The organism is Mesorhizobium sp. M0119, from assembly GCF_040322615.1.
Lineage (GTDB): Bacteria > Pseudomonadota > Alphaproteobacteria > Rhizobiales > Rhizobiaceae > Mesorhizobium.
On sequence record NZ_JAMYTU010000075.1, the window covers coordinates 1 to 12,697 of the forward strand.

Sequence of the window (12,697 nt, forward strand, 5' to 3'; positions counted from 1 at the left end):
CTTCCTGCCCGGCACCGCGCAGGAATATGGTGGGTTGATCAAGCACGGCGCCAAGCTTCTGTTCGCCTATGCCGAAGCGACCGTGCCAAAGATCACCGTCATCATCAGAAAGGCCTATGGCGGCGCCTATGACGTCATGGCGTCAAAGCATTTGCGCGGTGACATGAACTATGCCTGGCCGACGGCGCAGATTGCGGTGATGGGCGCCAGGGGCGCAGTCGAGATCATCTATCGCAAGGATATCGGCGACGCGGAGAAAATTGCAGCGCACACAAAAGCTTACGAGGATCGCTTCCTGTCCCCCTTCGTTGCCGCCGAGCGTGGCTATGTCGACGAGGTGATCATGCCGCATTCGACCCGCCGCCGCATCGCCCGCGCGCTCAGGATGCTGCGCAACAAGGATATGCAAAACCCCTGGAAGAAGCACGACAACATTCCGCTGTGAGGGGTTGATGTCGCGCCTGGTCCTCTATGTAGGAGCGCGTTTCGGCAGGTTTGCCATCCTGCTCTTCGTCCTGCCGCTGTTTTGCCCAATACTCCTGTGGTTCTGGTTCCTCGACTGTTATCCGCTCGCTGTCATCGCGACTGGCGTTGTTGCAATCCCGGCCGCGATGCTGGCCATCGTTCTGTTGATCGGGACATTGTTCGCCGGTTTTCGACCCAGCAAGGTGGACGGGATTACTCGGGAATCAGCCCCGAAATTGTGGGCTGTCTGGGAGAGTATTGCCGGCAAACACCGCGCCAGCCGCACGAGCATCATCCTGAGCGACGATCTCAACGCTAGCGTCGGTGAAGAGCGGCCGTTTCTGGGCCTGCTTGGTCGCAGGGCAATTCTCACCGTGGGCCTGCCGCTGCTCGCAGCGACCGACCAAAAGGGGTTTGCGGCGATCTTGGCCCATGAGGACGCCCATCTGAAAAATAAAGATACAAATGGCGGGCTCAACCTGGCCGAACTCGAAAAGAGCTTCGATCTAATCTTCGACTTCGCCCCACCGGGAAAAACCGTTTCAGGCAGCCTGTTCTACTGGATGCTTGGCCCGCTGTCGCGCACGCTGGAGCGCGAAGAAATACGGTTGTCGCGGCGGGCGGAAATTGACGCAGATCGTCATGCAGCGATGTCCGGCGATGCACATGAAACGGCGCGCGCCCTGCTACTGATCGGTGCCGCCAGTGCATTCTTCGATGACCAAGTGTATATTCCGCTTAAACGTGAACTGCTTGGCACCATGGTACCGCCTCGTCCACCACTTGAAAGAGTTCTGGCGGCCGCCAGTCACCTGTCGAGGCTTCCCATCCTGCAAGAATATGCGCAAAGGGCCTGGGACGCGCCAGATAAGGAAAGCGCGGATCATCCGCCCTGGTCCGAACGTTTGACTGCTCTTGGATTTAGCTCGGCTCCAGAGATAGAACCAGTTCTGGTTTCCGCCTTGTCGAGCCTGCTGAGCGATGAGATCGTCGCCGAACATGTCCGCCATTTCGACGGCGAATGGACATCGAAGATCGCCGACTATCTCGATCGATAGCTATCCACCTGAAACTATAGCGGCTAATGCGCAGTCGGCGCAGGCTATTCCGCTTCCGCCGCTCCGAACCCGGCCCCCCTCGTCGCGCGGACAGCGCCCGACCATGGCGTGGCGTGATTGTCGATGCGCATCTGGAAGATAAAATAAGTCGGCGAGCAGAAGCCGATGCCCTTCACTTTGCCGATACCGGGTGTATCGGGCGGCAGCGACTGGCACATGTAATCCTCGCGGCAGAAATGGTCGGCCGAGCAGGCGGGACGATTACCGCGATTGACAGCGCCGCCCAGGCACTGGTCGAAATTATTGGTCGCCACGCAGGTGTCGAATTTTTTGCCGCCGACCAATCCGCAAATCTCGTTCGGCATCGGCTTGCCCGTCTTGAAGGCGGCAAAGCTGCGATCCCGGTCGTCGCAGCCGCGATAGGCGATACCCGCCGGCACACCGATCTTCGGCGGTCGGCAGGTGTAGGCGGCGCGCGAAATACTTGGCGCGAACGCCGCGAACTGGCCGGTGATTGTATAGCGGTCATTGAAAGGCTGCGCCGGGTTGCTGGCGATCGAGCCGGTCAGGCACGGATGGCCGGAGAATATGTTTTCACTGTCCTTGGGCAACAGGCATTGCGCCAGCTTGGTGCGCACGCCTGACACGGTCGCCAGCTGCGTGCAGACCGTGCCGCCGCCGCATTGCCAAGTCGCGCCGAAGCGGGCAGCATCTTCCGGCATGAAGCACGGCATCGCCATTTCGGCCGGCGAATAGGCAATTTCGTCGGCATCGCTCCATGTCGCCGGCGGCGCGAAGGACAGCGGGCGGAAGCGGTTCGGTTCCTTGCCGTCGGCAGTCGCGTGCAGCCAGGCGACGCGGCGCGGGATGTCGGCGTGGAGATGCGGCGAGATGCCGACCTCGATGCGGTTGAGCGGCGAGGTCGTCTTGTCGTCAAGTCCAATAAAATGGAAGCCGGCGGTCGAGCCCGCCTGATGACAACCCTGGCAGGCGCCGTTGTCCAGTCGCTCGACCAGCGCCTCCGGCGTGCGCACCAACTTCAGCGCAGCGAAATCGACACTAGCGAAATCCGCGGGCTGGAACAGCGGCGTGAACGGGTGGTTGGCCTGCCTTGCACTGCCGAAGGTCGACCAAGAGATGACCTTCCTTGCCAGGAATTCGTCGGGAATCTGGTAGACGCCGAGATCGACCGCCGCGACATTGGTGCGGACATAGTCGGCAAGTCTTGCTTTCAGCGTAGCGTCTTCGGCGAGACGTGCCGTGTCGGGCGTGTTTTCCAGCGACTTTTCGCTGACAGCCGCTCCGTCGATGCCGAAAATTCGCATGAGATAGGCAGCCTGCCCGCCGAATTCGGTCTCCTGGCCGGACGGGAAGCGGACCACTTGCGCATTGAGCTCGAGCTGCTTGAAGGTGAGCGCCGTCCTTTCCAGCGGCCCGCCGATCAGCCAGCCGGCATCGACGCTCTCGTCGAGTTGTGGTGCCCAGCGTCCGGCGACGCCGACACAACCGCCATCGGCATCAGGCGCGACGTTGTAGACGGCACTGAAATTGGACGGCAGGCGCGAGGCCAAAACCTTGCCGTTCTTCTTGAAGCTGTAGGCGAGGCGATAGATGAAGCGCACTTCGCCGCAACTCCCGTCGCCTTGCAACGCGGCGAAGTCGCGCCGGTCGAGCCGGTTGACCACGCCGACGAGGCGGAAGCGTGCGGCCTCGGTCCTCAGCCAGCGCATGTCCATGACGCGGCCGACATTGCCGTCGGTCACCTCGTAAAGCGGCCGCCCGCCGGCCTTCATCTCGGCCCGCAATGCCGCGACGTCGCTTGCAACCGTTTCGACAATCGCGTGGTAGGCCGGAGACTTCTCATAAAGCGTCTTCAAATCGCCCTTGCCAGCGACGCCGAAAATGCCGGCGAAGCCAAAGCCTTTGCCGTCCAGGGCGGTGAGAACGGCCGGGTCGTCGATGATGGTCAGCGGAGCTTCGGCGCGCGCGGGCTGCGCCACGACTACGGCACTAACGACCGTAACGAGCAGCGCGAACAGGCGGTTCATTCGGCAGCCATCTCGCGACTTTCGATAAGCTCGCGCAGGACCGGCACCAGCGCCAGCGGCAGGTCCTCGGCAATCAGCCCCGGTCCGAAACGGCTGCCGGCCTCGGCATGGATCCAGACTGCCGCACAGGCCGCTTCGAAAGCCGGCATCCCTTGTGCCAGCAACGCGGCAATGATGCCCGACAGCACGTCGCCCGAACCGGCGGTGGCCAGCCAAGGCGCGCCATTGCCGTTGATCGCTGCACGGCTATTTGGTGCTGCGATCACCGTGTCGGCGCCTTTGTAGACAATGATGGCGTTGGCCCGTTCGGCTGCGGCGCGTGCCTTGGCGAGTTTGGACAGGTTCTTGTCCCCGGCGATGTCGGGAAAGAGCCTGGCAAACTCGCCGTCGTGCGGCGTCATCACCAGAGCCGGCGTATTCGGTCGACGGGCAGCTTCGAACAAGGCATCCGGTGCATCACGAAACGATGTGACGCCGTCGGCGTCGAGCACCAGCCCGTCGATCCCGCTGCCCTGCCCATTGGCGCTGCCGAGCACGGCCAGGACAAAGTCGCGCGTCTTTTCACCAATGCCAAATCCGGGGCCGAGCACGAAGGCGGATGGGCGGCGGCTATCGACGAATTCGCCCACATCCGCGACGGTGTCTAGCCTGCGCAGCATGATCGAGGTCAGATGCGCCGCGTTCACATGCATGGCGTTCGCCGGTGACAACAAGGTGACGGCCCCTGCCCCGCTCCTGGCCGCGGCAAGCGCCGACAGCCGCGCAGCACCCGTCGCCGACGGACCGCCGGAAAAGACGCCGACATGGCCGCGTTCATACTTATGGGCGTCGATGGCCGGAACCGGAAAGCGGCCAAGCCAGAGCGCCGGAATGTTCTCGAATGTTCGTGGTTCAAGCTGCGCAACAACACTGTCGCTTATGCCGATATCAGCGAGCACGATTTCGCCGCACAGCTCGCGCCCAGGTAAAAGAAGATGGCCTGGCTTTCTTCGCGCAAAGGTCACCGTGGTTCGGGCGCGGAAGGCCTGGCCGAGTACATTGCCGCTCTCACCGGAGACGCCCGACGGCAGATCGACCGCGACAACCGGCAAGTTCAGTTCCGCCGCAATCTCGATCGCCTTGGCGGCGTGGCCGGACAGCGGCTTGGACAGCCCCGCCCCGTAAAGGGCATCGACCACGATCGAGCCCGTCTCGGCAACGAAATCCGACAGCGGCCGAGTCTCGGCCGGACACTCCGAGGCAGCGACTGCCGCATCGCTGCCGGCCTGGGGCAAGCCGGACGCCCATATCGAGACAGCAGAGCCGCTGTCCTGAAGGATGCGGGCCACGACATAGCCGTCGCCGCCATTGTTGCCAGGGCCGCAAAGCACGTGGACGCGCGTTGCGTTCGGATAGCGCTTGAGCACCACGGCAGCAACCGCAGCGCCGGCATTGCGCATCAGGCCCATGCCGTCGAATGGACCGGCGGCAATCGCCAGCCGGTCGGCCTCGGCCATTTCGGACGGAGAAAGAAGTTCGTTGCTCATGCGGGCGACATGCACATCATCTGCCGAAGCATTGTCCAGTTTTTGATCCGACGCAAACTACGAAGGTTGTGAAGCACTCCGGCAATACCCGGAGCGACGAGTCGCAGGTCCGCATCTGCTCATGAAATGTCCGATATGCCCAATTTTTGTGCGGACTGCAGGACCAGCCTTGTATAGGCTCGCGGCGTTCATGGCGCATCCGACGCAGTGAATGACGCGAATGTACATTCCCGCGTAGCATGGTATCCAAATCATGTGGGCCCACTCGGCACCCCATCAATTGGCACAGTTCGTGCTTGATTGAGGCGCAAGCGGGGCTCACAACCCGTCTTTTTTGGCAGTGGAGGCCACTTTTTACATGAAAAAGATCGAAGCGATCATCAAGCCATTCAAGCTAGACGAAGTGAAGGAAGCGCTTCAGGAGGCCGGCCTGCAAGGCATCACCGTTACCGAGGCCAAAGGGTTTGGCCGCCAGAAGGGTCATACCGAGCTTTATCGCGGCGCCGAATATGTCGTCGACTTCCTGCCGAAGGTGAAAATCGAAGTCGTGCTCGGCGACGATGCGGTCGAAGCCGCGATCGAAGCCATCCGCAAGGCGGCCCAGACCGGCCGTATCGGCGACGGCAAGATCTTCGTCTCGAACATCGAGGAAGTGGTGCGCATCCGCACCGGCGAAACCGGCATGGACGCCGTCTGAGTTTTCCCGTTAAAAGGCCACGTTCAAAACGTCATCACATAGGGAAGCAGGGACATGACGACAGCCAAAGACATCATGAAGCAGATCAAGGACAACGACGTGAAGTTCGTTGATCTGCGCTTCACCGATCCGAAGGGCAAACTGCAGCACGTTACGATGGATGTCGTCGAGGTCGAGGAAGACATGTTTGCCGATGGCGTCATGTTCGACGGTTCCTCGATCGCCGGCTGGAAGGCAATCAACGAATCCGACATGGTGCTGATGCCCGATGCGGATACGGTGCATATGGACCCGTTCTTCGCCCAGTCGACCATGGTCATCCTGTGCGACATTCTCGATCCGATCTCGGGAGAATCCTACAACCGCGACCCGCGCGGCACCGCTAAAAAAGCCGAGGCCTACATGAAGGCCGAAGGCATCGGCGACCAGATCTTCGTCGGTCCTGAGGCTGAGTTCTTCGTGTTCGACGACGTCAAGTACAAGGCCGACCCCTACAACACCGGCTTCAGGCTGGATTCCACCGAATTGCCGTCCAATGACGACACCGACTACGAGACCGGCAATCTCGGTCACCGGCCGCGCATCAAGGGCGGCTATTTCCCGGTGCCGCCGATCGATTCGGCGCAGGACATGCGCTCGGAAATGCTCACCGTGCTCGCCGAAATGGGCGTGCGCGTCGAAAAGCACCACCACGAAGTGGCCGCCGCCCAGCACGAGCTCGGCATCAAGTTCGACACGCTGGTCCGGAACGCCGACAAGATGCTGATCTACAAATATGTCGTGCACCAGGTCGCCAACGCCTATGGCAAGACGGCCACTTTCATGCCGAAGCCGGTGTTCGGCGACAACGGCTCGGGCATGCATGTCCACCAGTCGATCTGGAAGGAAGGCAAGCCGACCTTCGCCGGCAACGAATATGCCGGCCTGTCGGAGAGCTGCCTGTTCTACATCGGTGGCATCATCAAGCATGCCAAGGCGATCAACGCCTTCACCAACCCGCTGACCAATTCCTACAAGCGCCTGGTGCCGGGCTATGAAGCGCCGGTGCTGCTCGCCTATTCGGCACGCAACCGCTCGGCCTCGTGCCGCATTCCGTTCGGCTCGTCGCCGAAATCCAAGCGCGTCGAGGTCCGCTTCCCCGATCCGGGCGCCAACCCCTATCTCGCCTTTGCCGCCATGCTGATGGCCGGCCTCGACGGCATCAAAAACAAGATCCACCCCGGCCAGCCGATGGACAAGGATCTCTACGACCTGCCGCCGAAGGAATTGAAGAAGATCCCGACCGTCTGCGGCTCGCTGCGCGAGGCACTGCAGAGCCTCGACAAGGACCGCGGCTTCCTGAAGGCCGGCGGCGTCTTCGACGACGACCAGATCGACAGCTACATCGAGCTCAAGATGGCCGAGGTGATGCGCTTCGAAATGACCCCGCATCCGGTCGAATACGACATGTATTATTCGGTCTGATTCAGATCGTTGCAGCCAACAGAAAAAACCCCGGCGAAGACGCCGGGGTTTTTTATTGTGATGCGATTGGACAGAAAGTCACGGCGCAGACCTGAGGTCTGCGCCGCGACAAGTGCTCAAGCCGCGGCCGAAACCTCGGCGCTCGTCGGGACGGAGGCGATCGTCTTCAATATCTGCGAGGCGATCTGGTAGGGGTCGCCCTGCGAGTTCGGACGGCGATCCTCGAGATAGCCCTTGTAGCCGTTGTTGATAAAGGAATGCGGCACGCGGATCGAAGCGCCGCGGTCGGCGATGCCGTAGCTGAACCTGTTCCAGGGCGCGGTCTCGTGCTTGCCGGTCAAACGCTTGTCGTTGTCCGGCCCGTAGACGGCGATGTGATCCATCAGGTTTTTGTCGAAGGCTGCCATCAGCGCCTCGAAATAGCCCTTGCCGCCGACTTCGCGCATATAGGCGGTCGAGAAGTTGGCATGCATGCCGGAGCCGTTCCAATCGGTGTCGCCGAGCGGCTTGCAGTGGTATTCGATGTCGATGCCGTACTTCTCGGTCAGGCGCTGCAACAAATAGCGCGCCATCCACATCTGGTCGGCGGCCTTCTTGGAGCCCTTGCCAAAGATCTGGAATTCCCACTGGCCTTTGGCCACCTCAGCGTTGATGCCTTCATGATTGATGCCGGCGGCAAGGCAAAGGTCGAGATGCTCCTCGACGATCTGCCTGGCGACGGAGCCGACATTGCTGTAGCCGACGCCGGTGTAGTACGGGCCTTGCGGCGCCGGATAGCCACTCTCAGGGAAGCCTAGCGGACGGCCGTCCTTGTAGAAGAAATATTCCTGCTCGAAGCCGAACCAGGCGCCCTCGTCGTCGAGAATGGTGGCGCGCTTGTTGGACGCATGCGGCGTCACGCCGTCCGGCATCATGACCTCGCACATGACGAGCGCGCCATTGGTGCGGGCGGGATCCGGATAAACGGCGACCGGCTTCAAAACGCAGTCGGAGCTGTGGCCCTCGGCCTGCATGGTCGAAGAACCGTCGAAGCCCCACAGCGGAAGCTGGTCGAGCGTCGGAAACTCGGCGTAGTCCTTGACCTGCGTCTTTCCGCGGAGGTTGGGAACCGGGGTGTATCCATCGAGCCAAATGTACTCGAGCTTGTATTTCGTCATTCTAGCCTCTCGTTGCTTGATCACGGAACCCTGGATGGCGCCGGGGCGAGCCGGCCTATCCAGTAGCCGACCTGCCGGACTGCTAAAATGCAATTCGTGTGCCATTCTCGCCGGCGACGGATGCGGCAAAAGTGAGGTTGTATCCGCCCAAAATCGCTGGTCCGCCGTCATGCTGCGTTCGGATCATCCACAAGCACATGTTGCACAAATAATGTGCAAGTACTGATCTTTTCGTAATCATGTTGCCTAATTCGGTTGCTGAACCTATGTTGGGGAAAGGTTGAATCGGCAAGGTTCTGTCGAAGAAAGGAAACCGACAATGGAAATCACTTCCACTCGTCAGTCGGCCAAAATCCTGATGTTCCCGGTGGCAGCGCGCGCTTCTGCCTCAAATTTAAGCGGAAAGGCTAAGTTCGCGGCAGAACTTGCTTCTTTACGCAACCGAACGGATTTCGGAAGTGCCTGGTATCATGAAGCAGCGATCGAGGAAGCGAACCAGGATCGGAAGAGCTAGGGTCCTCCCATCTCTCGTCGCCTCCGATGAATTGCAAAGCCCGGCGCGATCGCTCGCGCCGGGCTTTGCTTTGAACCGGCCGGACGTTCGGCTATTGCTTAGTATGCAGGTCCGTTCCGAGCGTATCCCTTACGAAGATCATGCCTATGATCAGCGACATCGCCGCGATCACCACCGGGTACCAGAGACCGTAGTAGATATCGCCCTTGTAGGCGCTGAGCGCGAACACCGTCGCCGGCAGCAGCCCGCCGAACCAGCCATTGCCGATATGGTAGGGCAGCGACATGCCGGTGTAGCGGATGCGGGTCGGGAACATCTCGACCAGGATCGCAGCGATCGGCCCGTAGACCATCGTGACGAAGATCACGAGGATGAGCAGGATACCAATTGTCATCGGCCAGTTGACCGCCGCCGGGTCGGCGAACATGGCGAAGGGACCGCCGCCCGGTACGGTGTAGACGGTGACCTCGGGAGCTCCCGCAGCCTCATCGGCAGTCAGCAGCTTGTCCTTGATCGCCTGGTCGGTCGGCACCATGGCCTTCTCGCCGGCGCGGATCGCGGCCGCATCGAGCTTCAGTTCGGGATTGGCCCCGATGAAGGCTTCGAGCTTCTGATCCGGCACCTTCGCCGCTGCCCGTTTCAGCGGATAGCCGCCGTCCTGAAGCGCCGTGTTTACCGCTTTGGCGAAAACAGCGTCCTTGGCTTTGGCTTGATCGCCGGCTGCGGTCGCGTCATACGACTCAACCGTCTCGTTGCCGATTTTCACCGACGCAGCAGTGCCGGGCGCTGCCGTGGCCACTACATCATAAGGCACCGAGTTCTTGGTCAGAAACGAGGTGGCGATATCGCAGGACGTGGTGAACTTCGCCGTGCCCACCGGGTTGAACTGGAACTTGCAGTCTCCCGGTGCCGCGGTCACCGTCGCACGGGTGTTCTGCTGCGCGGTGGCGAGCGCCGGATTGGCTGCCCAGGTCAGCGCCTTGAACAACGGGAAGGTGCAGACGATCGCCAGCGCAAGGCCGGCCATGATGATCGGCTTGCGACCGATCTTGTCGGAGAGCCAGCCGAACACGACGAAGAAGATCGAGCCAACAGCCAGAGCAATCGCGATCATGATGTTGACCGATTGCGGATCGACCTTGAGCACGTTCTGCAAGAAGAACAGCGCGTAGAACTGGCCATTGTACCAAACTACGGCCTGACCGGCTGTGAGGCCGAGCAGCGCCAGCAGCGCGATCTTGGCGTTCTTCCACTGACCGAAGGCTTCTGACAGCGGCGCCTTGGAGCCTTTGCCTTCGTCCTTCATGCGCTGGAAGGTCGGCGATTCAGAAAGCGACAGCCGGATCCAGATCGAAATGCCAAGGAGGAGGAAGGAAACGATGAACGGAATGCGCCAGCCCCAGGCGGCGTAGGTTTCCTTGGTCATCGACCCCTGGACGATCAGGATGACGATCAGCGACAGGAACAGGCCGAGCGTTGCCGTCGTCTGTATCCACGACGTGTAGTAGCCGCGGCGATCGTCGGGTGCATGCTCGGCGACATAGGTGGCGGCACCGCCATACTCGCCACCGAGCGCTAGGCCTTGCAACATGCGCAAGATGATCAGGATCACGGGAGCGGCGATGCCCAAAGTCGCATAGCCAGGCAGCAAGCCGACCAGGAAGGTCGACAGGCCCATGATCGTCATGGTGACAAGGAAAGTGTATTTACGGCCGACAAGGTCGCCGATGCGGCCGAACAGCAATGCGCCGAACGGGCGCACGAGGAAGCCAGCGGCAAACGCCAGCAGCGCGAAAATATTGCGCGTCGCTTCCGGAATGGTTGGACTGAAAAAAGTCGAACCAATGAATACTGCCAGCGAGCCGTAGAGATAAAAATCGTACCATTCAAAAACGGTGCCGAGCGAGGAAGCGAAGATGACCTTCTTCTCCTCCCGCGTCATGCCGCGGCTTGTTTTGCCGGCGGTCGATGCCATTGCCATAAGCGTATCCTCCCGTGTGATTCCGTCAGCCTCGATGCTGCACGTCATCGTCCGCGCTTCCTCGGAACGCAGACTCAGTGCGGTCATCGGTGCAAAAAATGACAGAAAGCAGTGCCCAGAGGCAGACCGCCTTTGGGATTATGACTTTGGTCTAATGTGCAGTGCGAAATACCAGGCGGTGCCGTCAGCCTTTGAGCGCTTCGAGCAGGCTGACTGCCGCCATCATGTCGCGCTTGCGGGCCGCGCGGCGCGCGACGGCCTCGGCATCATGGCCCCATTGCTCGGCCTGCCAGTCCTCGTCGACGTGACCGGCAGCCCAGGCCGCCTCGCCATCGAGCTCGCCGAAATCGACGGCCAGCGCCAGCAGCGCCGATCCGGTCAACGACGTCATGACGTGGATGGCGGCAAGGCGCAGCGGATCGGCACGTTGGGCAAGATGCTGGCCAAGCAGCGCGATACTCTCGCGCGGCTGTTCGACATGGATCACGCCTTCGGCAAGATGGAACCGGGCGCCGAGCGCGCTGCGCACCCAGTCGATGACCGGATCCCAATGCTCGTTCTGCCGGTCGACCAGCCCTTGGGGCGCATCGGCGCGGTAGCAGAGCAGATCGGATGAGGCGAAGCGCAGGATGTCCTCCAGCACCGCCTGGGGATCACTGGCGACGCCATCGATTGCCGTATTGACAAGACGCATCACCGGCATCGTCACCGGGTCGATGGTCTCCTCCTGTGCGGCGAATTCCTCGGCGACGAGAGCAGCCGCTTTTTCGGTCGGCAGCGCCAGCAGCGCCTTGGCCGGCGTGCGGACGGGCTTGCCATCGAGATGGACGGCAAAACCGTCTTCGACCGGTGCTACCCTGACGGTCTTATAGAAGCGCTTCGGCAGCGGCGTCTTCATCTGGATCTGGGCGCGACGCACCGGGTCCGGATCAGAGAGCTGTTTTCCAGCTTCGAGGTCGTTCAATATATCGCGCATGCTCATCCGGGACTTTGTTTTCGGGCCGGCCGGTTGACGATGATGAGTCCGGCGGCGATCAGGGCGAGTGCCAGGAAGATACGAACGGTCAGCGGCTCGTTCAAGAACACGGCGCCGCACAGCACACCAAACACCGGCGAAAGGAAGGTGAAGCTCGACAGTCCGGATGCAGGGTAGCGCCGCAGCAGCCAGAACCACAGCACATAGGTGAACGCGACGACGTAGATGGCCTGGAACAGCAGAGCCAAGGTCGGCAGAACGGCAAAGCTGCGGACCGGCGGCCCGGCAAAAGGCATCACCAAAATCCCGACGACGGCGGCCCCGGCCAGCTGATAGAGCAGCAGCTTTTCGGCGCTGGCCTCCACCAGTTTCGACCGCTTGATGACAATGTTGGTCACGGCCCACAGAATGCCGGCGCCGAGACTGAGCAGGTCGCCGCTCAACGTCGCGCCACCATTAGCGCTCAGTTTGTCGGAAAACACCGCGACCAGCCCGGCGAAAGCGAGCAGAAGCCCAACGAGCTTGCGCGCCGTGATGCTTTCGCCCAGCAGGAAATGGCCGCCGACCAGCATCCAGAACGGCATGGTGTTGACCAGCAAGGTGTTGCGCACAACCGTCGTATGCTCGAGACCGACGTAGAGGAACAGGAACTCGAGACCGAAAAGCGCGCCTGCCAGAATGCCGGCGACGAGGGTCTTGTCGGACGTGAGCAGCGCAATGCCGCGCCAGCGGCACCAGCCAAACACACACAGGCCGCCGATCACCGAGCGGGCGATGGACAGGAAAACAGGGTCGTAGCCGGCATACGAGA

Annotated in this window: 11 protein-coding genes; 5 read left to right on the top strand and 6 right to left on the bottom strand. The window is 61.3% G+C overall.

Translation table 11 applies throughout. The features are described 5' to 3' along the window. Positions 1-445: carboxyl transferase domain-containing protein (locus NKJ40_RS30975; RefSeq protein ID WP_352469287.1), on the top strand; the 445-nt coding region annotated here is incomplete at its 5' end. Positions 446-452: 7 nt separating this feature from the next. Then, complete coding sequence (locus tag NKJ40_RS30980) at positions 453-1,523, top strand: M48 family metallopeptidase (RefSeq protein ID WP_352469288.1); 1,071 nt, start codon at positions 453-455, stop codon at positions 1,521-1,523. 44 nt (positions 1,524-1,567) lie between these two features. On the opposite strand, the gene NKJ40_RS30985 is transcribed toward NKJ40_RS30980, so the two are convergent. Together NKJ40_RS30985 and NKJ40_RS30990 are read right to left on the bottom strand one after the other, a co-directional pair. Continuing rightward, on the bottom strand, positions 1,568-3,571 hold the full coding sequence (locus tag NKJ40_RS30985; RefSeq protein ID WP_352469289.1) for a hypothetical protein: 2,004 nt from the start codon (positions 3,569-3,571) through the stop codon (positions 1,568-1,570). Further along, complete coding sequence (locus NKJ40_RS30990) at positions 3,568-5,097, bottom strand: NAD(P)H-hydrate dehydratase (protein ID WP_352469290.1); 1,530 nt, start codon at positions 5,095-5,097, stop codon at positions 3,568-3,570. The genes NKJ40_RS30985 and NKJ40_RS30990 overlap by 4 nt, the downstream gene beginning before the upstream one ends. A gap of 358 nt (positions 5,098-5,455) precedes the next feature. Here NKJ40_RS30990 and NKJ40_RS30995 point away from each other — a divergent pair, with 358 nt between their 5' ends. Then, entirely contained in the window at positions 5,456-5,794 is a 339-nt protein-coding gene (locus NKJ40_RS30995) for a P-II family nitrogen regulator (protein WP_019857988.1), read from the top strand. Positions 5,795-5,848: 54 nt separating this feature from the next. After that, a complete protein-coding gene (gene glnA, locus NKJ40_RS31000) occupies positions 5,849-7,258 on the top strand; it encodes a type I glutamate--ammonia ligase (RefSeq protein WP_254817166.1) in 1,410 nt (469 codons plus the stop codon). Positions 7,259-7,374: 116 nt separating this feature from the next. Here glnA and NKJ40_RS31005 read toward each other — a convergent pair whose 3' ends face one another. Then, complete coding sequence (locus tag NKJ40_RS31005; protein WP_254817165.1) at positions 7,375-8,415, bottom strand: glutamine synthetase beta-grasp domain-containing protein; 1,041 nt, start codon at positions 8,413-8,415, stop codon at positions 7,375-7,377. 319 nt (positions 8,416-8,734) lie between these two features. On the opposite strand from NKJ40_RS31005, the gene NKJ40_RS31010 reads away from it, so the two are divergent. Continuing rightward, positions 8,735-8,929: a DUF2735 domain-containing protein gene (locus NKJ40_RS31010; protein ID WP_352451032.1), complete on the top strand. Its 195-nt coding sequence runs from the start codon at positions 8,735-8,737 to the stop codon at positions 8,927-8,929. 91 nt (positions 8,930-9,020) lie between these two features. Here NKJ40_RS31010 and NKJ40_RS31015 read toward each other — a convergent pair whose 3' ends face one another. The 3 genes from NKJ40_RS31015 to NKJ40_RS31025 form a co-directional block, all read right to left on the bottom strand. Further along, positions 9,021-10,910, bottom strand: a complete 1,890-nt coding sequence (locus NKJ40_RS31015) for an MFS transporter (RefSeq protein WP_352469291.1) — start codon at positions 10,908-10,910, stop codon at positions 9,021-9,023. A 184-nt stretch (positions 10,911-11,094) separates the two neighbouring features. After that, positions 11,095-11,886, bottom strand: a complete 792-nt coding sequence (locus NKJ40_RS31020; RefSeq protein ID WP_352469292.1) for an ATP12 family chaperone protein — start codon at positions 11,884-11,886, stop codon at positions 11,095-11,097. A 2-nt stretch (positions 11,887-11,888) separates the two neighbouring features. After that, on the bottom strand, positions 11,889-12,697 hold an 809-nt coding region (locus NKJ40_RS31025), incomplete at its 5' end, for a DMT family transporter (RefSeq protein WP_352469293.1).

Bases quoted from the DNA above. Each gene is read 5' to 3' on its own strand.
- NKJ40_RS30995 (WP_019857988.1), top strand. From the start codon at position 5,456: ATGAAAAAGATCGAAGCGATCATCAAGCCATTCAAGCTAGACGAAGTG.
- NKJ40_RS30985 (WP_352469289.1), bottom strand. From the start codon at position 3,571: ATGAACCGCCTGTTCGCGCTGCTCGTTACGGTCGTTAGTGCCGTAGTC.
- NKJ40_RS30990 (WP_352469290.1), bottom strand. From the start codon at position 5,097: ATGAGCAACGAACTTCTTTCTCCGTCCGAAATGGCCGAGGCCGACCGG.
- NKJ40_RS31015 (WP_352469291.1), bottom strand. From the start codon at position 10,910: ATGGCAATGGCATCGACCGCCGGCAAAACAAGCCGCGGCATGACGCGG.
- NKJ40_RS31010 (WP_352451032.1), top strand. From the start codon at position 8,735: ATGGAAATCACTTCCACTCGTCAGTCGGCCAAAATCCTGATGTTCCCG.
- NKJ40_RS31020 (WP_352469292.1), bottom strand. From the start codon at position 11,886: ATGCGCGATATATTGAACGACCTCGAAGCTGGAAAACAGCTCTCTGAT.
- NKJ40_RS30980 (WP_352469288.1), top strand. From the start codon at position 453: ATGTCGCGCCTGGTCCTCTATGTAGGAGCGCGTTTCGGCAGGTTTGCC.
- glnA (WP_254817166.1), top strand. From the start codon at position 5,849: ATGACGACAGCCAAAGACATCATGAAGCAGATCAAGGACAACGACGTG.
- NKJ40_RS31005 (WP_254817165.1), bottom strand. From the start codon at position 8,415: ATGACGAAATACAAGCTCGAGTACATTTGGCTCGATGGATACACCCCG.